The 21,333-nt window shown below is 73.5% G+C and carries 14 protein-coding genes and 1 tRNA gene; 8 read left to right on the top strand and 7 right to left on the bottom strand.

What is annotated here, in order from left to right; genetic code table 11:
* Positions 1–41: 41 nt before the first annotated feature.
* The gene (locus WME75_RS45525; RefSeq protein WP_437484602.1) at positions 42–4,361 is read right to left on the bottom strand and encodes a protein kinase domain-containing protein; all 4,320 of its coding nucleotides are present in this window, start codon (positions 4,359–4,361) and stop codon (positions 42–44) included.
* A 345-nt stretch (positions 4,362–4,706) separates the two neighbouring features.
* Between WME75_RS45525 and WME75_RS45520 the strand changes: the two genes are divergently transcribed.
* The gene (locus tag WME75_RS45520; RefSeq protein WP_437484601.1) at positions 4,707–6,113 is read left to right on the top strand and encodes a sigma 54-interacting transcriptional regulator; all 1,407 of its coding nucleotides are present in this window, start codon (positions 4,707–4,709) and stop codon (positions 6,111–6,113) included.
* Positions 6,114–6,192: 79 nt separating this feature from the next.
* On the opposite strand, the gene WME75_RS45515 is transcribed toward WME75_RS45520, so the two are convergent.
* Positions 6,193–6,633: a deoxycytidylate deaminase gene (locus WME75_RS45515; RefSeq protein ID WP_437484600.1), complete on the bottom strand. Its 441-nt coding sequence runs from the start codon at positions 6,631–6,633 to the stop codon at positions 6,193–6,195.
* Positions 6,634–6,889: 256 nt separating this feature from the next.
* Between WME75_RS45515 and purD the strand changes: the two genes are divergently transcribed.
* The 4 genes from purD to WME75_RS45495 all read left to right on the top strand — a co-directional run bounded on the left by purD (position 6,890) and on the right by WME75_RS45495 (position 10,791).
* Complete coding sequence (gene purD / locus WME75_RS45510; RefSeq protein WP_437484599.1) at positions 6,890–8,227, top strand: phosphoribosylamine--glycine ligase; 1,338 nt, start codon at positions 6,890–6,892, stop codon at positions 8,225–8,227.
* Positions 8,228–8,420: 193 nt separating this feature from the next.
* Entirely contained in the window at positions 8,421–8,870 is a 450-nt protein-coding gene (locus tag WME75_RS45505; protein WP_437484598.1) for a hypothetical protein, read from the top strand.
* Positions 8,871–9,060: 190 nt separating this feature from the next.
* Positions 9,061–9,939 carry an FHA domain-containing protein gene (locus tag WME75_RS45500; RefSeq protein WP_437484597.1) on the top strand — a complete coding sequence of 293 codons (879 nt, stop codon included), beginning with the start codon at positions 9,061–9,063 and terminating at the stop codon, positions 9,937–9,939.
* Between the two features lie 3 nt (positions 9,940–9,942).
* The gene (locus WME75_RS45495) at positions 9,943–10,791 is read left to right on the top strand and encodes an FHA domain-containing protein (protein ID WP_437278710.1); all 849 of its coding nucleotides are present in this window, start codon (positions 9,943–9,945) and stop codon (positions 10,789–10,791) included.
* Here the strand turns inward: WME75_RS45495 and WME75_RS45490 are convergent.
* The 3 genes from WME75_RS45490 to WME75_RS45480 all read right to left on the bottom strand — a co-directional run bounded on the left by WME75_RS45490 (position 10,682) and on the right by WME75_RS45480 (position 12,733).
* Positions 10,682–11,302 (bottom strand): DciA family protein, encoded by a 621-nt coding sequence (locus WME75_RS45490; protein ID WP_437495068.1) that lies wholly within the window; start codon positions 11,300–11,302, stop codon positions 10,682–10,684. The genes WME75_RS45495 and WME75_RS45490 overlap by 110 nt on opposite strands.
* Positions 11,303–11,623: 321 nt before the next feature.
* Positions 11,624–11,706, bottom strand: a tRNA-Leu gene (locus tag WME75_RS45485).
* Between the two features lie 163 nt (positions 11,707–11,869).
* Positions 11,870–12,733 (bottom strand): Crp/Fnr family transcriptional regulator, encoded by an 864-nt coding sequence (locus WME75_RS45480; RefSeq protein ID WP_437484596.1) that lies wholly within the window; start codon positions 12,731–12,733, stop codon positions 11,870–11,872.
* Between the two features lie 372 nt (positions 12,734–13,105).
* Here WME75_RS45480 and WME75_RS45475 point away from each other — a divergent pair, with 372 nt between their 5' ends.
* Together WME75_RS45475 and nadE are read left to right on the top strand one after the other, a co-directional pair.
* Positions 13,106–14,044, top strand: coding sequence for a hypothetical protein (locus WME75_RS45475; RefSeq protein ID WP_437484595.1), 939 nt, complete (start codon positions 13,106–13,108; stop codon positions 14,042–14,044).
* Between the two features lie 11 nt (positions 14,045–14,055).
* Positions 14,056–15,975 (top strand): NAD(+) synthase, encoded by a 1,920-nt coding sequence (gene nadE, locus WME75_RS45470; protein WP_437484594.1) that lies wholly within the window; start codon positions 14,056–14,058, stop codon positions 15,973–15,975.
* A 25-nt stretch (positions 15,976–16,000) separates the two neighbouring features.
* Here nadE and add read toward each other — a convergent pair whose 3' ends face one another.
* Both add and WME75_RS45460 read right to left on the bottom strand, forming a co-directional pair.
* Positions 16,001–17,182, bottom strand: coding sequence for an adenosine deaminase (gene add, locus WME75_RS45465; RefSeq protein WP_437484592.1), 1,182 nt, complete (start codon positions 17,180–17,182; stop codon positions 16,001–16,003).
* Between the two features lie 57 nt (positions 17,183–17,239).
* Positions 17,240–18,586: a vitamin K epoxide reductase family protein gene (locus WME75_RS45460; RefSeq protein WP_437484590.1), complete on the bottom strand. Its 1,347-nt coding sequence runs from the start codon at positions 18,584–18,586 to the stop codon at positions 17,240–17,242.
* Positions 18,587–18,678: 92 nt separating this feature from the next.
* On the opposite strand from WME75_RS45460, the gene rnr reads away from it, so the two are divergent.
* Entirely contained in the window at positions 18,679–21,132 is a 2,454-nt protein-coding gene (rnr, locus tag WME75_RS45455) for a ribonuclease R (protein WP_437484588.1), read from the top strand.
* The last annotated feature ends 201 nt before the right edge of the window (positions 21,133–21,333 follow it).

Below are 21,333 nucleotides of genomic sequence, written 5' to 3'. Positions count from 1 at the left end.
GCGCGGCACGCCGCGCTACCTGACCAGAAAAGGGTCGACCCTCAGGGTCGCGCGAGCACCGCGCGGCACTCGTCTGCCCGCGCCGCGAGCTCGCCTTCGCCGAAATGCGCCACCAGCGAGGCGGAGAGCTGCGCCGCGGCGGTCTCGGCGCGAGGGCGCGTCGAGGCGTCGCGCAGGCCCGCGCGGCAGATCCTCGCGAGGCCGAGCGCGACGTCGGCGAGGTACACGCGCCCGCCGCCCACCTCGGCGAGGCGCAGCGCCGTGCAGCCGGATTCGAGCGCCTCGCCCACGTGGCCGACCGTGAGCAGCGCCGCGGCCAGGTTGCGGTAGGCGTCCGGGAGGTCGGCGCCGGCGCCGGACTGCTCGCCCAGCATCACCGCGCGCCGCGCGTGCTCCAGCGCGGCGTGCGGGCGCGAGAGCCGGAGCTCGACCTCCGCGAGGTTGTTGTGCCCCGAGGCGATCGCCTGGAGATCGCCGAGCCGCTCCTTCAGCGCGAGCGCGCGGGCGAACACCTCCCGGGCGCCGCCGAGATCGCCCCTCGCGAACAGCACCGCCGCGACGCCGTTGAGCGCGAAGCTCAGCGCCTGCGGGCACGCGCGATCGTCGACGGCGCGCGCGGCCTGGCGGTAACAGCGCTCGGCCTGCACGAGCCGGCCGCGCGAGTAGAACACCGTCCCGAGCGCGAGGAGCAGCTGCGACGCGGCCTCGCGCCGGCGGCCGTCGCCGGGCGGCAGCGTCGAGCAGACGCGCAGGCTCCGGAGCGCGACCGCGCGGCAGGCGTCGAGATCGCCGTCGCGCCGGTGGAGCGCCGCGAGAAGGCCGACCATGGGGAGCGCCTCCGGGGCGGCGCCGCCGCGCTCCGCGAGCGCGATCGCCCGCTCGACGAGCGCGCGCGCCTCGGCCGTGGCGCCGCGCACCTTGAGCGCGAGCGCGAGGCGGAAATCCACGCGCGCATCCCAGAGCAGCGCCGCGTTCGGGTCGTGCGAGGACGGCGCGGTGGCGCGCCGCTCCACGCGGAGGATCCGCGCCCGCGCGTCGTGGTAGGCGCGCTCCGCCTCGTCGAGGCGGCCCGCCCGCCGGAGCGCGTCGCCGACGTCGAGCAGGAGCCCCGCGCGCTCGTGCCATGCGAACAGCCGGCGCTCGCCGCCCCCCGGCGCGGCCGCCGACGGGGCGCGCGCCGCGACGCCGACCGCCGCGGCGCCGCCCCCGGCGCTCGCGTGGATCTCCCGGGCCCGCTCGAAATGGCGCAGCGCCTCGGCGTTCTGCCCGAGGGATGACGCGCCCGCCGCGGCGCGCGCGTAGGCGAGCGCGGCGCTCCGCGCGTCGCCGCCGCGATCGTGGTGGAGCGCCGCGAGCGCCGCCCCGACCTCCCCGAGCCCTCGCGGCGCCGCCGACAGGCCGTCGAGCCAGGAGGCGACCGCGCGGTGCATCGCGCGGCGCACCTTGAGGCTGAGCGTGTCGTAGGCGATCTCCTGGGTCGCCGCCTCGGCGAAGACGTACTCGCAGTCCTCGGCGAAGATCGACGCGTCGCGCGCGCGGATGAGCTGCTGATCCCGGAGCCGGCGCAGCACGTCCGAGGTGCTCGAGGCGCCGCCGTCGAGCGGCGCGGCGCCGCGGAGGTGGTCGATCGCGCCCTTCCAGAACGTCCTGCCGACCACGGCCGCCTGCGCCAGGACGGCCCGCGCCTCGCCGTCGAGCCGATCGAGCCGCGCCTGGACGATGCCCTGGATCGTCGCCGGCAGGGAGAGCCGGGCGAGCTTCTCCTCGTGCAGGATCCAGGGCTCGCCGGCGCGCCGCTCGAGCGCGCCGACGTCGATGAGCAGGTAAAGCGTCTCGGTCAGCGTGAGCGGGTTGCCCTCGGCGCGCTCCGCCAGGGCGCGGATGGCCTCCGCGGAGCAGCGCGCGACGAGGCGCAGGCGATCGCGGGCCATGTCCTCGACATGCCGCCGCGATAGCGGGCCGAGATCGAGGCGCGCGTGGCCCGCCTTCCCCTCGCCCCAGTGCGGCCGCCGATCGTAGAGCTCGGGCCGCGCTGCGCCGACGAGGAGCAGCGGCGCGTCCGCGAGGCGCACGGCCAGGTCGTCGAAGAGGTCGAGGCTGGCGTCGTCCGCCCAGTGGATGTCGTCGAGCAGGACGACCACGGCCCCGCGCGCGGCCATCGTCCGCAGGAGCACCGCGACGGCCGCGGCCACCCGCTTCTTGACCTCCGCGCCGCCCTCGTCGGGGACGATCGCCATCGCGGACACGACCGGCGCCGGGCGGGGCGGCGGGCAGAGCACGGCCGCGACCTCGGCCAGCGCGTCCTCCAGGGCGAGCGGATGGGGCGCGCCGCCGGCCTCGCCGCCCGGGCCTGCCCCGGAGACGCCCGTCCTGAGCTTGCGCAGGACGACGTCGCGCGCGTCGTCGTCCTGCACGCGGAAATGGGAGCGCAGGAGCGACGCGGCGAGGTGGTAGCTCGCATCCATCGACAGCGAGGAGCACGCCGCGCCGAGCACGACGCACGGGTCCGCCTGCGACAGCGCCGCCGTCCGGATCTCCGAGAGGAGGCGGCTGCGCCCGATGCCGCCCGCGCCGACCACCGAGACGAACATCGCGCGCCGCTCCGCGACGACCGTCTCCAGCGCCTCCGAGAGCCGCTGCACCTCCGCCGCCCGCCCGACGAAGCGGGTGTCCTGGCCGAGGAAATCGGACCCGGCGATCGATCCGCTCGCGGGCTTGAGGACGCGGAAGCTCGGCACGCCCCCTCCCTGCGGCTCGACCTGGAAGAGCCCGGCCACCTGCCGGAACGTGGGCTGCGCGATCAGCACCGCGCCCGGCGCGGCGGCCTGCTGGAGCTGCGCGGCCGCCTTCATGGCCTCGCCGGAGGCGTCGACCGGGGCGCCCGGCCCGGCCGCGCCGCTCACGAACAGCCTCCCCGTGCTGATGCCGACGCGCAGCCCCGGCCGGCACCCCGGCGGCAGCTGGACGCGGAGCGACGCGGCGTCGATCGCGGCGAGCTCCAGCCCGGCGCGGACGGCCCGCTCGGCGTCGTTGTCGCTCGCGCGCGGCGCGCCGAACAGCGCGGTGACGGCGCCCTCGCTCCGGCCGTTCACGACGCCGCCGAGGCCCTCGACGCGCTCGCGGACGAGCTCGAGGCAGGCCTCGCGCAGCTCCATCTCCTGCTCCGGATCGAGCGGCGCTTGCCCGTCGCCGCCGGCCACGATCTCCGCCGAGAGCACGGTGCAGACGCGGTACTCGCCCGCAGGCTGCGCGGCCCTCGCGGCGCGCGCGGGCGCCGCGAGGGCCGGGCGCGGCGCGCTCCAGCCCGGCGCGGGCGCGCGATGGGTGTTCGCCAGCGTGACCGCCAACGGGTCGGCCGGCCTCGGCGCGGCGCCGCGGCGCGCGGCGGCGAGCGCGTCGCCGAGCCCCCGCGCGTCCCGGAAGCGCGCCGCGGGCTCGACCGCGACGGCCCGCTCGATGACCGCCTCGAGCTCAGCGCTCACCTCGACGCCCAGCGCCGCGAAGGACGGCCGCCTGCGCGGGTCGACGCAGGCGACGTAGAGATCGGCCCAGTCGCTCCCGTCGAGCGGCTGCTTCCCCGAGGCCAGCTCCAGCAGGATGAGCCCCAGCGCGAACACGTCTGTCCAGGGCCCGGTCGCGCCCAGCCTCGGATTGAACTGCTCCGGAGCGCCGTAGAGCGGCGTGAACGCGTGCAGCGTCCGCGATGACGCGAGCTCCTGCGTCGTGTCGGAGGCGGCCCCGCCGGGCGCCGACGCCGCCGATCGCCGCGTCTCGACGAGCGCCCTCGACAGCGGCATCGACGCGTCGATCACCTTGGCGATGCCGAAATCGACGATCTTGATCGTCGTCGCGCCGGGAGAACCGACGAGGAACAGGTTCGCCGGCTTGATGTCGCGGTGCGAGACGCGCTCGTCGTGCGCCATCGCGAGCGCCGACACCGCGGGCGCGAGGAGCTCGATCGCCTCGTCGACGGGGTACGGCCCGCGCCCGGCGGCGCGACGCGCGTCGATGTGCTGCGCGAGCGTCTCCCCCTCGAGCCACTCCATGACGATGTACGGCGTCCAGTGGCCCTCCGGCGAGGTCGCGGCGGAGACGTCGAGCGCCTGGACGATGCCCGTCGTCCGGCGCGAGAGCCGGTGCAGCAGCCGGGCCTCCCGCTCGAACATGTCGAGCAGCGACGCCTGCTCTTCCGGCGAGAAATTCGCCGGCAATTTCAAGCACTTGACCGCCACCTGCTCCTGGAAGCCGAGGTGCGTCGCCCGGTAGACCACGCCGAACGCCCCCTCCCCGGCCACGGCGTCCACCAGCAGCTTGCCGCCCAGGGTGCTGCCCACCCAGCCGAATGGGTCTCCCGCGATCATCCGCAGAAATTCTACCGCCCGGGCCGCGGCGCCGGGAGCGCGCCGCCTCCGCAAGGCGACGATCGCCGTCCCGCGCCACCGCCGGAAGCCGGGGGAGCAAAGCGAGCGCGACGGCAGTCGCCCTGCGCGCGCGTCCGTGCTACGCAGCCGCCTGCAGGGCGCGCCCTCGGTCCTGGCTACCGTCCTGCGCGAGCTGCCGCAGCGGTCCCCGGGACGGATCGCACGCGTGCAGTGGAAGGGCGTCCTCGGGCGTCGGGCGCGACTCTGGGGTGCGATGTGGCTGAGCCGGAAGTTCTTGCCCGCGATGGTGGCCCGCTCGAGGTCCTGATCATCACCCAGAGCTCGATGAGCACGCGACAGCTGCCGGGCTCCGGGAGCCTCGTCCTGGGCAGGGACGAGGACGCCGGCCTCTGCGTCCCGGACTCCTCGGTGTCGCGCCGGCACGCGGTGCTGCACCTCGGCCCGCCGCTCCGGATCGAGGACCTCGGCAGCAGCAACGGGACCCGCGTGCGCACCCGCCATAGCAGCGCGGCGACCGAGCGCCTCATCGACGTCGGCAAGGGCGCGCCCGCGCGGAGCGGCGCCGTCGAGCTCTCGCCCGGCGACGTGATCTACCTGGGCGCCGCGCGCGTCATCCTCCGGCAGAAGGACGGCGAGCGGGGCGCGCGCAAGGACGTCATCGTCAAGGACGACGCGATGCGCGCCGTCTACGAGCTGGCCGAGCGCGTCGCGAAGGGCCCCATCAACATCCTGCTCCTCGGCGAGACGGGCGCCGGCAAGGAGGTGCTGGCCGAGTCGATCCACAGGGCCTCGCCGCGCGCGGGCCGGCCCCTCCTGCGCCTGAGCTGCGTCGCGCTCTCCGAGTCGCTGCTCGAGAGCGAGCTGTTCGGCCACGAGCGCGGCGCCTTCACCGGCGCCGTCCGGGCGAAGCCGGGGCTGCTCGAGACGGCCGAGGGGGGCACGGTGTTCCTCGACGAGATCGGCGAGCTGCCGCCCTCGATCCAGGCCAAGCTGCTCCGGGTCATCGAGGAGCGGAAGGTGATGCGGGTCGGCGGCCTGACCCCCACGAAGATCGACGTCCGCTTCATCTCGGCGACGCACCGCAACCTCGAGGCCGAGGTGAGCCGCGGCGCGTTCCGGCAGGACCTGTACTTCCGGCTGAACGGCGTGACCCTCACCATCCCGCCGCTGCGCGAGCGGCCCGGGGAGGTCGCGGCGCTGGCGCAGCTCTTCGCGGAGCGCACGGCGAAGGAGCTCTTCCCGAGCGAGGCGAGCGCCGCGGCCGTTCCGCTCCCCCCGCCGGCCCTGGCCGCGCTCCAGCGCCACAGCTGGCCAGGCAACATCCGGGAGCTGCGCAACGTGGTCGAGCGCGCGGTGATCCTCGCCAACGGGGCGCCCATCGGGCCGGAGCACCTGCTCCTTTCCCCCCTGGCCGATCCCACCCGTCCATCGCATGAGCCTAGCCTTCCGGTGCACCCGTCGCCGGCGCCCGCCTCGGTCGCCGCGCCCCCGAACGCGAATGTGAATGCGAAGGGCGTGCCCGACGGCGCGAAGGGCGCGCTCGACGGCGCGGGCGCGAGCCCCACACGGCTGCGCGACACCATGGAGGCCCACGAGCGCGAGCGCATCGTCCAGGCGCTCGAGCAGTGCATGGGGAACCAGACGCGCGCCGCGGCGCTGCTCGGGATCTCGCGGCGCACGCTGGTGGAGCGCATCCGCGTGTACGGGCTGCCGCGGCCGCGCAAGGCCTGAGCGTTTCCCGAGCGTTGCGCAAGACGCCGCGCAAGTTGCGCGAGGGCTCGCTCAACCGAGCGCCCGCGCGCGCAACGCCTCAGGCGGGGGTCTCGCGCGGCGAAAGCGGGGCGAGCTCGATCCCGAGCTCGGTGGCGAACCGGAAGATGCGCTCGTCACGGTAGAACTCGCCGAAGACGACGCGCGAGATCCCCGCGTTCGCCATCATCTTGAAGCACCCCCAGCAAGGCGAGGCCGTGACGTAGACCGTCGCGCCGTCGATCCGCACCCCGTTCCGCGCGGCCTGGATGATCGCGTTGGCCTCCGCGTGGATCGTGCGCACGCAGTGGCCGTCCTCGATGAGGTGCCCCTCCTCGTCGCAGTGGGGCAGCCCCCGGATCGAGCCGTTGTACCCGGTCGCGAGGATGCTCTTGTCGCGCACGATCACCGCGCCGACGTGCTTCCGGTCGCACGTCGCCCGCGACGCGACGACCTCGGCGATGCGCATGAAGTATTCATCCCACGAAGATCGGTGAGTCATCGCTCGTCTCCACGACGGGGATCCGCGCCCGCTGCCCCCTCGATGCCCAGGGATCCGCGCCCGCTGTCCCCTCCAGAATGTTCAGGGATCCGCCCTCCGGTCACCCCGCGAGGAGGCCCGGCGATGCGCGCCCGCGGCCCTGGCTGAGCCGCGCGGGCGCTTCTATCACGATGTCGGGCGCCGCGGAGCCCCTCCCGGACGGTCGACCACGCGAGGCGCCTCGACAGCGAGGGCCGCCGCGTGGTAGCGCGCGTGCGTGAGCTCCACTGCGAAACCACGCCGGTCAGATCGCCGCATCCTCGTGCTCGGCTCGGGGGGGCGCGAGCACGCCCTCGCGCGCGCGTTCGCCCGATCGCCCTCGGTCGCCGAGGTCATTGTGGCGCCCGGGAACGCCGGCACCCAGGCGCAAGGCGGCGCCGGCCGCGCCCCGATCCGCCGCGCCGACCTCGCCGACCTGTCGCCCGACGAGGCGACCCGGCTCGCCGTCCGCGAGCGCGCCGACCTTGTCGTCGTCGGCCCCGAGGCGCCCCTCTGCGCCGGCGTCGCCGACGCGCTCGCCGCCGCCGGCATCGCCGTCTTCGGGCCGAGCCGCGAGGCGGCGCGCCTCGAGGGGTCGAAGGCGTTCCTGAAAGAGTTCGCCGCGCGCCACGGGATCCCGACCGCGCCGTTCCAGATCGCGCGCTCCTTCGAGGAGGCCGCCCGCATCATCCGCGAGCGCGGCGCCCCCATCGTCGTGAAGGCCGACGGGCTCTGCGCCGGCAAGGGCGTCGTCGTCGCGACGACCGTCGACGAGGCGCTCGCGGCGGCGAAGGACATGCTCGTGGATCGCCGCTTCGGCGACGCCGGCGCCACCGTGATCCTGGAGGACGCCATCCAGGGCGAGGAGGCCAGCGTGCACGCCCTCAGCGACGGCGAGGCGATCTTCGTCCTGCCGGCGGCGCGCGATCACAAGCGCGTCGGCGAGGGCGACACCGGGCCGAACACCGGCGGCATGGGCGCGTTCGCGCCGAGCGCCAGCGTCAACCCCGCCCTGGCCGCGCGCGTCGAGCGCGAGATCCTCCGGCCGACGATCGACGGCATGCGGGCGGAAGGGAGGCCCTTCCGCGGGGCGCTGTTCGCGGGCCTGATGATCACGCCCGCGGGGGATCCGATCCTGCTCGAGCACAACGTCCGCTTCGGCGATCCCGAGTGCGAGGCGCTGATGGAGCTCCTCGAGGGCGACGTCGCCGAGCTCTGCGCGTCGGCCGCGGCGGGCGCGCTGGATCCCGGGGCGGCGCGCGTCGTCCCCGGCCGCCACGCGCTCACCGTGGTCCTCGCGGCGCGCGGCTACCCCACGGCGCCCGTGACCGGCGACGCCATCCGCGGCCTCGACGCCGCGGCCGCGGTCGAGGGCGCCTTCGTGAACCACGCGGGCACGGCGGAGCGGGACGGCGCGATCGTGACCGCGGGCGGCCGCGTGCTCGCCGTCACCGCGGCGGGCGGCTCGCTCGCGGAGGCGCGGGAGCGCGCGTTCCGCGCCGCGAGCGCGATCGACTTCGACGGCAAGGTGCTCCGCCGCGACATCGGGGTGGACGGAACGCGCGCCGCCGGGTGAGGCGCGGCGCCGGCCCGCGCCGGCGCGGCGCTTGACCCTCGGCCGCCTGTCGTGCCTATCGTCTCACGAGGGCGCGCGATCGCCGCCCAGGCCGTCCGCCGAGGTGCGCGGCGACGCGGCTCGCCGGGGAGCGCATTTGCCACAGAGAGAGGGGGGCGGCGCGGCGTCGTTCCAGACGCGAGAGCGCGACACCATGGAGCCCATCATCGATCTTGCCCCGGGCGCGGAGGAGAACGCGCTCGCCGCCCACTTCGGCCGGCTCATCCGCGAGCACCTCGGCCGTGACCCGCGGCGCTTGTCCGATTTCCGGACGCTGCGCGGCGCGGTGCTCGTCGTCGCGCAGGACACCGGCACGTCGATGACGATGCGCTTCGATCACGGGCGCCTCACCGTCCATGACGGCGCCATCGGTATCCCCACCGTCACGTTCTGCGGCGACGAGGCGGCGCTGCGCCGGCTCCCCGACATCGCGTTCCACCGCTGGCTGAGGCTCCCGAAGGTGGGCCTCTTGCACCGCCGCCAGAGCGGCCCCCTGCGCGAGCTCGCGCGGCTCGTGGCCAGCGGGGAGCTCAAGATCTACGGCCTCCTCGCGCACCCGCGGCTCATCCTCACGCTGCTCCGGGTCCTCTCGAGCCACCCCTGAGCTCCGACCCGCCTCCGACCCGCCTCCGACGAGAGCACCCGCGCGGGGCGTCTACCAGTGCGACATTGTAAGACGGCAACGGACGTCGCCGTCCGCGGTGCAAGACCGTTCTTGTGGGCTTGCAAACCTTTGCTACGCGGCCCGGAAGCTGGCTTTTGACGGCCTGTTGGGCTGTTGGTATGGCTCGATCATGGGCATCCGATTGCGCTACCTCGCCCACGATCTCGAGGTGCCGCTCGGCGAGTTCTTCATCGGACGGAGCGCTGACTGCCAGCTGTCGCTCGACGACCCGCTTGTGTCGCGCAAGCACGCGCTCTTGACCGTCGGCGAGGGCGGCGTCGCGATCGAGGATCTCGGCAGCCGCAACGGCGTGCTCATCAACGGGACCCGGATCACGGGGCGCCAGCTCCTGTCGGACGGCGACAAGATCGCGATCGGGGGGCAGGAGATGTTCCTGCTCGGGGCGATCGAGCCGAGCTCGACGCACTCTCCGCGGAGCGCGCCGCTCTGGACGAGGCAGCAGAACGCGCGCACGGTCGACATGAGCGAGCTGTCGTCGGGCGAGGACGACGGCGCGACGGCCATCGCCTCGCGCAGGTCGCTGCCCGGGCTCATCCCGCAGCACCCGGACAAGCGCGTGCACGCGCTCAGCCTCATCGGCAGCGTCGCCGACAAGGCGCTCGCCCTGGGGCGGGTCGACGAGGCCGAGCGTATCCTCCAGCGCTCGCTGGCCGACATCCTCACCAAGGCGCGGGAGGGGGGCGTCGGCGCCGTCCAGCCCGAGCTGGTCGAGAAGGCCAGCACGTACGCCACCCGACTCGCCGCGGCCACCGGCCGGGGGGCGTGGATCAACTACATTTTCGAGCTGAATACGCGGCTCGAGCTCCTGCTTCCCGCCTACCTCGTCGATGAGCTGTATAGTGTCCTGCGCAAGGTGAAGGCCGTCGACATGTCCATTCTCCGTGGCTATGCGAAGCGGCTCCGCGAGCGTGCAGGAGAACGTACCCCGGCGGAGCGGTTCATCCTCCAGCGAATCGAAGGGCTCGAGCGCCTCGGCGCACTGAAATAGACCATGCCTTTCCGCCTCCGGTACCTGGCGCACGACTTCGAGCTCCCCGAAGGTCCCTTCGTGATTGGCCGGAGCGGCGACTGCCAGCTCTCGCTCGACGATCCGCTCGTGTCGCGCCGCCACGCCACGCTGCAGGTGCGCAACGACGGCGTGGCCGTGCTCGATCTCGAGAGCAGGAACGGCGTGTACGTCAACGGCACGCGCATCTCCGGCCAGCGCGAGCTGACCGACGGCGACCGCATCATCATCGGCAGCCAGGAGATGCTGCTCTACGGCGGCGAGGAGTCGCGGCCCCACGACGCCTACGGGGTCGAGTTCCGGCGCGCGACGGCGACGCTCGGCGCGATGGCGCTGACCGAGATGCGCAAGATGTCGGACGACCCGACGGAGCTCACGAGCCCGACGGGCGACGGCGGATCGAAGGGCTTCCAGTCGCTGCGCCTGCTCGCGAGCCTCGCCGACAAGGCGCTCGCGATGGGGCGGAGCGAGGAGGCCGAGCGCATCCTGCAGACCGTGCTGATCGACATCCTGAGCCGCGCGCGGACGAACGTGCCGCTGGAGATGCCCGCCGCGGAGCTCGCCGCGCGCTACGCGGCCCGGCTCGCGGGCGCCACGACCAAGGGGACCTGGGTCAACTACGCGTTCGAGCTCTTCACGATCGCGCGCCGCCCGCTGCCCGGCCCCGTCGTCGACGAGCTCTACACCGTGGTCCGCCGCGTCAAGACGCTCGATATCCAGCCGCTCAGGATCTACCTCGACGACCTGCGCCGGATGGCTCCTTCGTTCGGTCCGACCGAGCGGTTCCTGATGCAGCGGATCGAGGGTCTCGAGCGGCTCGTCGCGGCGAAGTAGCGGCCTCCGCCGCGTCGTCCGGCGCCGCGGTGGCACGCGGCGGCACGCGCGGGGCCGGGGCCGCGGTCGCACGCGAGGGCGGCGGCGGCGAGGCCACAGAGGGGGCCGGCGGCGGCGCGTTGCGAGGGCGCGCGCTCGCCTCCGCTTCCTGCCAGCCGAGGTTCGTCGCGGCGGCCTTCGCGATCGCGTCGCGCAGATCGGGGTCCGCGACCTTCCCGAGCTCCCGCCGCACCTCGAACGGAAGCGGCGCCTCCTTCGGCGCCGAGCGGACCTCCTCGCGCCACGGTGGCCGCGCGACCGCCTCCACCTTGCCGACGCGGAAACGGAGCGACTGCACCGGGAGACCGCGCGCCCGGAGCTGCTCGGTGATGACGTCGCCGAGCATCGAGAGCTCCTGCGCCCACGTCGAGCTCGCCGCACGGACGTGAAGGACGCCGCGCTCCAGCTTGAGCGGCCGCGCGCGCGCGGCGATCCGGGACCCCACGGCGGCCTCCCAATCGCGGAACGGCATCGGCGCGGTGTCGACCTCCGCCGGCGCCGCGAGCGCGGACTGCCGCTGGATCATCGCGCCAAGCCGCTCGATACCTCCGCTCCGACGCCCCATGCGCGCCGAGCGTAGCAGCCTCACGGCTCGCTGTTCCGACGGAGCGCGGCGTCCAGCGCGCGCAGCATCACGGACGGCCGGCCCCCGCCGCGCCGTCGTGCGACAACGACGCCCAACGGTCCACCGCCGGCGCCCTCACCCCGCCTGAAGGGCCCGGAACTGCAAGCGATTTCATCAACAGCGGACGAGATCCGCGCTCATGCGCCTCGTCCAAGGATTCCGCATCAGTACCGAAGGTGGGACTCGAACCCACAAGCCCTTGCGGACAGCGGATTTTGAATCCGCCGCGTCTGCCATTCCGCCACTTCGGCTCAGCGCTCCGATGTCCGTGCGCTCCGGGAACCGTAGATCACCGGGCACGACCCTGGCAACGGTCTGGAACGGGTCTGGAACGGTGAGGAGAGCGAGGGAGCGACGAGCCCGGGAGCAGCGAGGCCGCGCGGCGGCCGCGGCGCCGGGCCCCGAGGCGCGAGCTCACACCACGAAATCCAGCATCTGGAGGCGCGTCAGGTAGTCCTGGAGCGCGGCGGCGTACTCGTCGATCAGGAGATCGAGCTGCACAAGCGCGCCGTGATTGTCGACCGAATCGATGGTCCCGCTCACCGGGATCTCGCGTGCGGGCAGGACGAGCACGCCGCTCCAGTCGGCGCCCTTCGCGGCGTCGCGGAGCCCGGCGAGGCGCAGCCAGCCGTCGGAGAGCTCGACGACGGGGACGAGCGCGCCGCTGTCCAGCCGGACGGAGCTCTTCAGCGTGTGCGCCGGCTCGACCATGTAGTGAGAGCGCCGGTTCTTCTCGATGAGCTCCTCGAGCGTCGCGCAGATGACCTTGCTCAGCGGCGTCTCCTCGCTGTCGAGCACGAGCTCGAGCAGCCGCTTCATCGCCTTCTGCGTGCGGATGAGGTTCGCGCGCACCTCCTCGAGCCGCCGCGCGTCGCGCCGGATCTTGCCGGCCACGACGTTGAGCAGGTTGTTGTAGAACGGGTACGCGACGTCCCCGTGCTCCTCGAAGAAGTCCCGCAGCTCGGCGACGCCGATGCGCCAGATCTCCGAGGGCTGCGTCGTCACCGCGGTCGTCGTCCGCCGGAAGCCGGTCAGCGCGCCGAGCTCGCCGATGGGCGAGATGGGGCTCAGCCGGAAGCGCGTCTCGCCCCCGTCGAGCAGCGCGACCTCGCCCTGGACCAGGAGGAGCAAGTGCGCCGGCGCGCTCCCGGCCTCGAAGAGCACCTGGCCCGATGGGACCTCCTGGCGCTGGAACGCCATCATCAGCTCGTCGAGGTGGTCCTCCGTGATTCTCTCGAACAGGGGGATCGCGTGCAGGTCGGAAGGACGGACCGCCATGGGGGGACACTCCTCTTCAACGTGGGTCGGGCTCCGCGTCCGCAGCGTTGCGAGACACGGATCCTTGCGGCGCGCACGGCTCGGCGTGGACCGCGGGAGCGGCATCCTACTCCAGGTTCCGACGCGAGGAAGAGGGATGGCCGCCCCGCCGCGATGCGCGCGGCGGACCGCGATCCCGCGCACGTTCTCGCATCAGCCGCCCGGTCGCCGCGCCGCGGTGCGCCGCACATCGGTGGCTCGACGCAGGGGCACGCGACGCCGCGCGGACGCGCACCGACACGCAGGGAAGGCTTGCCCCGCTGGCAGGATGGAGTAGGTGCCGGTAACGTCGCCCGGGTGATGCCGTCCGTTCGTCAAGGGCTCCTCGCCGCGATGCGCCTTCCGCCGCTGCGGCTCATCGTCGTCGCCCTCGCCCTCGCCGTCGTCGCGTGCGGCTCCGCGTCGTCGGCGACGCCGGTCAGCGCGGAGACGGCGCCGCCGCCGAGGCCGCGCAACGCGGCCGCCATCGCGCAGTCGATCGCCGGGGGGAAGGTCTCGGTGCTCGTCTACGCCGACAGGACCCGGGGCCACCCCATCATGCCGCGGCTCGCGGCCCTCGATCTGTGGGGCCCCGTGCTCGCCGGCACGGGCCTCGATCCGGAGCGGGACCTCGAGCGCGCCTTCCTCACCGCGCCGCGAGCGGACGCGGCCCATGAGGCGGTGATCGTCCTCGAGCACAACGTGCCGCCGGAGAGGCTTCAGTCGGGGATCGACACGCTCCTCTCGCGCAGCCAGCCGCCGGGCACCGAGGAGAGCGGGCTCGGCGTGCCAGCCGTGCGCGTGACCATCAAGGGGCACGCGCGCGTCGTGGCGACCGTGGAGCCGAACTTCCTCGTGGTGCTGCCGGTGACGCGGGCGCGCGAGGCGCGGCGCTTCATCGGCACGGGCGGCTTCCCCGACCCGATCGGCGAGGAGGCCGCGATCGCCGCGGCGATCGACCCGGCGCGGACGCTGAAGGGCCCGCGCCAGGCGCCCCGCGTGCCGCCCACCCTGAGGTCGCTCGAGGCCACCGTGACGCTGACCAAGGACGGCGGCGCCCTGGTCGCGCTCGACGGCGCGAGCGAGAGCCGCGAGCACGCCGCCCGCGACGCGGCCTTCCTCAACGAGGAGATCGACCGAACGACCTCGTTCCGCATCGCCGTCGTGACGGTCCGGGTCGTCGATCCGATCGGGTTCTTCGCCGAGGAAGACCGGGTGAAGGCGAACCGGCGCGTGACGCCCGGAGAGCTCGACAAGCTCTTCACCCTGCTCAGCGCCGTGCTGCCGCGCTAGGCTGGCGCCCGATGCGACTCGTCAAGATCGGAATCGCCAGCGTCAACGCGACCGTCGGCGCCGTCCGCTCGAACACGGACCGGTGCCTCGCGCTCGCCGGCTCGATGGCGCGCGACGACGTCACCCTGGCGGTCTTCCCGGAGCAGGTGATCGGCGGCTACGCGCCCGAGGACCTCGTGCAGTGGCCGGCGTTCGTCGCGAGCCAGCAGCGCGAGCTCCGCCGGTTCGCCGAGCAGACCGCGTCGCTCCGCACCGTGTTCGTCCTCGGCGTGACCGTCGGCGTGGGCGGAGACCTCTTCAACGCCGGCGCGATCGTCCACGCCGGCGAGGTGCTCGCCTTCTCTCCGAAGGAGAAGCTGCCGACGTACAACATCTTCTACGAGGCGCGGACGTTCTCGCGCGGCATGCCGTTCATGGAGCTCGACGCCGACGGCGTGTTCTGCGGCGACCGCATCTTCGCCTTCGATTTCGGGACGATCGCCGTCGAGGTGTGCGAGGACATCTGGTCGCCCGACGGGCCGATGCGGCGCCGCTGCTACGCGGGCGCCGAGATCGTCTGCAACATCTCGGCGTCGCCGTTCCGCGCCGGGGTGACCGGCACGCGGCGCGAGATGATCGCGACCCGCGCGGCGGACAACCAGTGCACGATCGCCTACGCGAACCTGGTCGGCGGCAACGACGGGCTCGTCTTCGACGGCGGCGGGTTCGTCAACCAGAACGGCCGCCCGATGCTGGAGGCGCCGCGGTTCCGCGAGGGGTTCTCCACGGCGGTCGTCGACCTCGACCGGACGACGCGCTGCCGCCGCGAGGCGAGCACCTGGCGCAGCGACCTCGAGGAGTTCCGCCGCGCCTCCCCGCACATGGTGGACGTCGTCCGGATCGGCGGGGAGACCGCGGACCGCTCGCGCCTCGCCTACCCCGCCCCGCCGCCGGGCACGACCCCGTTCCTGCCCTCGGCGACGCGGCCGGCGATCTCGGCGCGCGACGAGCTGCTCGACGACTTCTACGACGTGCTCGCGCTCGGCGTCGCCGATTACTACCGCAAGATCGGCGCCTTCAAGAGCATCGGCCTCGCGCTCTCGGGCGGCCGCGACTCGCTCCTCACGCTGCTCGTCGCCTGGCGCGCGGTGCAGCTGCTCCACCCGGAGCTCGAGGGCGAGGCGCTGCGCGAGCGGATGAAGACGTCGCTCCACGCGTTCTTCATGCCCTCGCGCTACTCCAGCGACGCGACGCACCGGGCCGCCGCGCAGATCGCCGACGAGCTCGGGGCGTCGTTCGCGGTGATCCCGATCGAGGACGCGTTCCCCCGGGAGCTCGAGGCCGCCCAGGCGATGGTCGGCGGCGACCGGCAGCTCACCGAGCTCACGAGGCAGAACGTGCAGGCGCGCATCCGCGGCGGGCGCATGTGGAACTGGGCGAACACGAGCGGCGCGCTGTTCCTGCAGACGGGGAACATGAGCGAGAAGGCGCTCGGCTACACCACGGTGGGCGGCGACCTCGAGGGGGCGTTCAGCGTCATCGCCAACGTCCCGAAGACCGTGGTCATCGCGCTGCTCGAGCGGCTCTCGCAGCGCTTCGGCTTCAAGGGCATCCAGCAGACGCTCGCCACGACCGCGGGGCCCGAGCTCGCCGAGAACCAGTCCGGGGAAGCCGAGCTCATGCCGTTCGAGGTCCTCGACGCGTGCCTCTACCTCTACGGCGCGGAGAAGCTCGCCGCCGACGAGCTGGCGGCCGCGCTCCCCAGCCTGTTCCCCGACAAGGACCCCGCCGCGCTGGGGGCGTGGGCCGAGAAGTTCGCGACCCTGTTCTCGCGCTCGATCTTCAAGTGGGTGCAGTCGCCGATCGCGATTCACCTCGGGTCGCTCGATCTCGACCGGGAGCGCGCGCTGCAGCTGCCCGTGGTGCAGCGGACCGAGTGGAAGGGCGGCTGAGCCCCGCCCGGGCGGCGGCGGCGCGTCAGTTGGCGGCCTTCTCCACGGACGCGTGGGCCCCCTGCCTGCCGTCCTTCCCGTCCGGCGAGGCGACCTCGAGGACCTCGTGGCCAGGGGCCGCCTGGGGCGGGGCGGCGCGGATCGAGCCGTCGGCGGAGAAGCGCTCGAGCTCGTCGGTGACGCGGCGGAGGTACGCCTGCTTGATGTGGAACGGCAAGAAGGCGCTCTTGAAGCCGGCCACGATGGTCGACTTGATCTCCTTCAGGCCGAACCCCATCTTCGTGTGACAGTGCCAGAGCTCGTGCGACACCGTCGTGTCGGTGACGAGCCGGTTGTCGGTGTTGACCGTCACGCGCAGGCCGAGGCTCTGGTAGAGCTTCAGCGGGTGCGAGGCGAGGTCGCGCACCGCGCCGGTCTGCACGTTCGAGGACGGGCAGCACTCGAGCGGGATGCGGTGATCGTTGATGTAGTGGAGCAGGCCGCCGTCCTCGCGCAGGCGGCAGCCGTGGCCGATCCGGTGCGCGCCGCAGACGTGCAGCGCCTGCGCGATCGACTCGGGGCCGTAGGCCTCGCCGGCGTGGATCGTGCAGTTGATGTTGTTCTGGCGCACGAGCTGGAACGCCGCCTTGTGGTGCTTCGCCGGGTGGTCGTACTCGGCCCCGGCGAGGTCGAACCCGACCACGCCGCGGCTCTTGTAGGCCACCGCGAGCTCCGCCATCTCGAGCGACGACTCGGGCGAGATGTTGCGGATGCCGCAGACGATGACGTTGCTCTCGATGCCCAGCGCGTCGCGCGCCGCCCTGAGCCCGGAGAGCACCGCCTCGACCACGCTCGTGAGGCGCAGGCCGAGGCGGGTGTGCAGCATCGGCGAGTAGCGGACCTCCATGTAACGGACGTTCTCGCGCGCGGCGTCCTCCGCGAGCTCGTAGGCGACGCGGAAGAGCGCCTCCTCGGTCTGCAGGACGCGCAGCGTGATGTCGAACGCCTTGAGGTACTCGACGAGCGAGCCGCAGTTCTGGCCCAGGTTCATCACCCTGCGCAGCTCCGGCGGCTCGTACGTCGGGAGCTCGACGCGGTGGGTGCGGGCGAGCTCGATGATCGTCTCGAGGCGCAAGGAGCCGTCGAGGTGGACGTGCAGATCGGTCTTGGGTAGCTGGCGGAAGAACTCCAGCGGCAGCCTGGCGGTTAGCTCTGGATGATCACTCATGAGCTATTCTGTCACCCGCCGACCAGCCGCGAAAGGCAGCAGCGGGCGCGGCGCGGCTCACGATCGCTCGGGCGGCGAGGGCGGCGCGCTGCCCTGGCCCGCCGAGCGATCCCTGCTGCCGACGACCACGGCGACCGCGGAGACCCCGAAGAGGGCGACGAAGAGCCACGGGAGCGGCAGGCTGAGCGGATCGCCGGCGGCCTCACGGCGCAGCGCATCGCGGAGGCGATCGGGGTTGTAACCCACCACGAGCCGCCGACCGACGTAGGTCGCAGGGAGACCACGCGCCTCCATCCGCCCATACAGCGCGACGTCCGCGTCGATGGCGGCCTGCGTCTCGGGCGCGGCGAGGCAGGCCTGGAGCTCCGTGGCGGAGAGCCCGAGCGGCGCCAGGACGGACGCGACGCGCGCGTCGGTGAGCCTGCCGGGCGACGCGCTGTAGAGCAGCGCCGCGGCCTGCTCGCGCTTCTCCGCGGGCGTGCAGACGTAGGCCTTCGCCGCGGGGAGCGCGCCGGGGTGGCTGGGGAGCGGCACCATCTTGCGCACGTGGCGCAGGCGGTCGCCGTAGGGCTCCTCCATCCTGGTCATCTCGGGGTGCAGCCTGCGACAGAAGGGGCACTCGAAGTCGGTGAACGCGACGACCGTGATCTTGCCGGGCTCCTGCAGCGCCGCGAGCTCCGGCGGGAGCGGCGGGACGACCGGGTGGTCGCCCCAGAGGAACGGCAGGCCGATCGCCGCCACGGCGGCCGCGCCCCACGCCGTGGCGCGCCGCAGCCCGCCTTGCGCGGCGCGCTCGAACGCCGCGCGCGGCGTGCGCCACGCCTGCCAGGCGACGAGGGCGGACGTGACCGCGGCCGCGAGGGCGGCGAGATCGACCGCGACGCACCACGCGCAGAACGCGCCGATCGCGAAGGCCTGCAGCCCGAGGAGCACCGCGGCGCCGAGGCCCCCGGCGGCCGACGCGGCCGCGAGCGCGACGTGGTGCCAGCGCTCCCGCGCGAGCAGCGAGGCGGCGAGCAGCGTGGTGTAGGCGGCGAGGCCGAGGTTCGGCAGCGGGACCCCGAACAGCCGGCTGTACGGCGAGACCCGGACGGCGAAGCAGCCCGAGCTGACGCCGCAGAACGCAGGGTCGCCGGCGTTCTGGTACTCGACAACGAGGGCCGCGCTCGCCGCGATGGCGACGAACAGCGCGAGCCGGAAGAGCGTGACGAAGAACCGGGCGCGTCCGGCCTGCCGCTGCTCGGTCGAGGGCGCAGGCGCCTCGGGGCCCGCCCGAGGAGCGTCCATGGATCCACTCGCGGCCTGCTTGTCGCGGGCCGGACGCACCGCGAAGACGTTGCCCCTCCCGGCGAGGAAGACGAGGAGCATCAGCGCGAGGAGCAGGGCGATCGAGTTCAGCAGCATCGGTCGTGGCGGCTCGTAGAGAAGTGGGCTCGAGGCATACCGGACCGGGGCGGAGACAGCCAGCGAGAGGAGACTCGTGCTAGTCGAGTTTCATGCGTTCCTCATCTCGCGGAGATTCCCCGACCACCAGCTCCGGCGCGCGTCGCCGGGAGGCCGTCGTCGCCGTGGTCGACCTCTTGTCCTCCTTCAAGCGCGCCCTGCACACGAACGAGATCGCCGAGCGCCTCGGGGTCGATCCGAGCCGGTACACGAAGCTGCAGCGGCTGCTCGAGGAGCTGGCGCTGGAGGGCAGCATCGTCGCCTTCCCCGGCCAGCGGTTCAGCACGAGCCGCCAGCAGGTCGAGGCGCGCGGCGCCGAGCACGAGGGGACGCTGACCGTGAACCCGCGCGGCTTCGGCTTCGTGGCGCTCGGAGGGGCGGCCGATGACGTCTACATCTCGCCCGAGGCGATGGGCGGCGCGCTCCACGGCGACACCGTCGCGGTGCGCGTCGCGACGCGCTCGCGCCGCGGCGTGGAGGGGGAGATCGTCCGCGTCATCAAGCGGCGTCACGTGCGCGTAGCGGGCGTGCTGCGGCGACGAGGGAGGAGCGCCTGGCTCGAGCCGGACGACGGGCGCGTCCGCGGGCCCATCGTGATCGTGCCGCGCGAGCCGGGCGGGCCGCTCGTGCCGCCCGACGCCGAGGACGGCGCGGCGGCGGTCGCGTCGATCGTCCGCTTCCCGGACCTGCCCGACGAGAACCCGGAGGGCGTGATCGAGGCCGTGCTCGGGGCGCCGGGCGACCCGAACGTGGAGGTCGCCAAGATCCTGATGCGCGAGGGGATCGAGGAGGAGCACGCGCCGGAGGCGATCGCCGAGGCCGAGGCGTTCGGGGGCGAGGTGCCGGCCGAGGCGCTCGAGGGGCGCACCGACCTCACCCACCTGCCCATGCCGACGATCGACCCGGAGGACGCCCGCGACCACGACGACGCGGTCTGGGTGATCCGCGAGGAGAACGGCTCTTACCGGGTCTGGATCGCGATCGCCGACGTGTCGCACTACGTGCGGCCGGGCAGCGCGCTCGACAAGGCGGCGCTCGAGCGGGCCAACTCGATCTACCTGCCCGATCGCGCGATCCCGATGCTGCCGCGGGCGCTGTCGTCGAACCTCTGCTCCCTGCTGCCGGGCGTGATCCGGCTCTGCCTGTGCGTGGAGGTCGAGCTCGACGCGGCGGCGACGGTGCGGAGCGCCCGCGTCATCGAGGGGTACATCCGCTCAATCGCGAAGCTCACCTACCCCGGCGTGGCGCGCGCGCTCGGCTTCACGCCCGAGCCGCCGCGCAGCCCCGAGGCCGAGGCGCTCAGGAACGAGCTCCAGGTGATGTGGGACCTCGCCCGGCTGCTCCGCGGCAAGCGGATGCGGCGCGGCGCGCTCGATCTCGACCTGCCCGAGGCGAAGGTGGTGCTCGACCCGGAGACGGGCGCGCCCGTCGACGTGCAGAAGCGCAGCCGCGACCCCGGGCTGGCGAAGGCCTACCAGCTCATCGAGGAGATGATGCTCCTGGCGAACGAGACCTGCGCGCAGTTCGTGGTCGACCAGAGCATCCCCACCGTCTTCCGCTACCACGCGCCTCCGGACCAGGCGAAGCTCGAGCGCTTCGCGACGATGTGTGGGGAGCTCGGGCTCGCGTTCGACCCGGAGGACGCGACCGACCCGAAGCGGCTGTCGGTGTTCCTGAAGAAGCTCGACGCGCACCCGCAGAAGCAGGTGCTGCACATGCTCCTGCTCCGCGCGATGAAGCAGGCGGTGTACGACGTGGCCAACGTGGGCCACTTCGGTCTGGCCTCGAGCGCTTACCTGCACTTCACCTCGCCCATCCGGCGATACCCGGACATCACGGCGCACCGGGCGATCCGCGCGGTGCTGCGCGGCGAGAGCATCGACAGGAGCGATGCGGCCATCGAGCGGCTGCGCGAGGCGGCCACCACGTCGTCGGAGCGCGAGCGCAAGGCGATGGAGGTGGAGCGCGAGGTGGTCGACCTGCACCGCGCGCTCCTCATGCGCTCCCGGCTCGGGGACACCTTCGAGGGCATCGTCACGGCCATCGTGGGGACGGGCGTCTACGTCAACATCGAGGATCCGTTCGTCGACGTGCTCGTCCGCATGGAGTCGCTCGGCCCGGATCAGTACGAGATCGACGACGAGGGGCTGCGCGTCATCGGCCGCCGGTCGGGGGACCGGATCGCCATCGGCGACGCGATGCTCGTGCAGATCGAGGACGTGGCCATCCTCCGGCGCGCCATCTACGGGCGGCGGCTCGCCGGAGGCGCGGCGTCGGACGAGGCGAAGCCGCGCCGGGCGCGGCGCGAGGCGGCGGACGCACGGCCAACTCGTCGTGTCAAGACCAGCAAGCGCACGATGCCCGCCAAGGACGCGACGACCAGCAAGAGCGCCAGGGGCAGCAAGAGCGCCAAGGGCAGCAAGAGCGCCAAGGGCAGCAAGAGCGCCAAGGGCGGCAAGAGCGCCAAGGGCGGCAAGAGCGCCAAGGTGCGAAAGAAGCAGCGGTAGCAGGGCGCCCGAGGGCGCGACTCTCCGCCGGCATTCCCCGCCGGCCTTTGCCGCTCGGACACACGAGCGCCCAGCACCTCTCAAGCCACGTTCACGCGCGCGGACAAGCGCGCGAAACCTCCTCGAAATCACCGAGACGAGCCCTCGAAACAGTCGAGGCTCGCGTCGACGCGAGCCGCTCGGTCCGCGCGCGGCTCGCGC

This window comes from Sorangium sp. So ce1014 (genome assembly GCF_051521505.1).
In the GTDB taxonomy this organism is placed as follows: domain Bacteria; phylum Myxococcota_A; class Polyangia; order Polyangiales; family Polyangiaceae; genus Sorangium.
This window is presented reverse-complemented; position numbering and strand designations above follow the sequence as displayed.

Excerpts from the sequence above, each read along its gene's own strand:
- WME75_RS45525 (WP_437484602.1), bottom strand. The coding sequence starts at position 4,361 with ATGATCGCGGGAGACCCATTCGGCTGGGTGGGCAGCACCCTGGGCGGC.
- WME75_RS45520 (WP_437484601.1), top strand. The coding sequence starts at position 4,707 with ATGAGCACGCGACAGCTGCCGGGCTCCGGGAGCCTCGTCCTGGGCAGG.
- WME75_RS45515 (WP_437484600.1), bottom strand. The coding sequence starts at position 6,633 with ATGACTCACCGATCTTCGTGGGATGAATACTTCATGCGCATCGCCGAG.
- WME75_RS45505 (WP_437484598.1), top strand. The coding sequence starts at position 8,421 with ATGGAGCCCATCATCGATCTTGCCCCGGGCGCGGAGGAGAACGCGCTC.
- WME75_RS45500 (WP_437484597.1), top strand. The coding sequence starts at position 9,061 with ATGGGCATCCGATTGCGCTACCTCGCCCACGATCTCGAGGTGCCGCTC.
- WME75_RS45495 (WP_437278710.1), top strand. The coding sequence starts at position 9,943 with ATGCCTTTCCGCCTCCGGTACCTGGCGCACGACTTCGAGCTCCCCGAA.
- WME75_RS45490 (WP_437495068.1), bottom strand. The coding sequence starts at position 11,302 with ATGCCGTTCCGCGATTGGGAGGCCGCCGTGGGGTCCCGGATCGCCGCG.
- WME75_RS45480 (WP_437484596.1), bottom strand. The coding sequence starts at position 12,733 with ATGGCGGTCCGTCCTTCCGACCTGCACGCGATCCCCCTGTTCGAGAGA.
- WME75_RS45475 (WP_437484595.1), top strand. The coding sequence starts at position 13,106 with ATGCGCCTTCCGCCGCTGCGGCTCATCGTCGTCGCCCTCGCCCTCGCC.
- nadE (WP_437484594.1), top strand. The coding sequence starts at position 14,056 with ATGCGACTCGTCAAGATCGGAATCGCCAGCGTCAACGCGACCGTCGGC.
- add (WP_437484592.1), bottom strand. The coding sequence starts at position 17,182 with ATGAGTGATCATCCAGAGCTAACCGCCAGGCTGCCGCTGGAGTTCTTC.
- WME75_RS45460 (WP_437484590.1), bottom strand. The coding sequence starts at position 18,586 with ATGCTGCTGAACTCGATCGCCCTGCTCCTCGCGCTGATGCTCCTCGTC.
- rnr (WP_437484588.1), top strand. The coding sequence starts at position 18,679 with ATGCGTTCCTCATCTCGCGGAGATTCCCCGACCACCAGCTCCGGCGCG.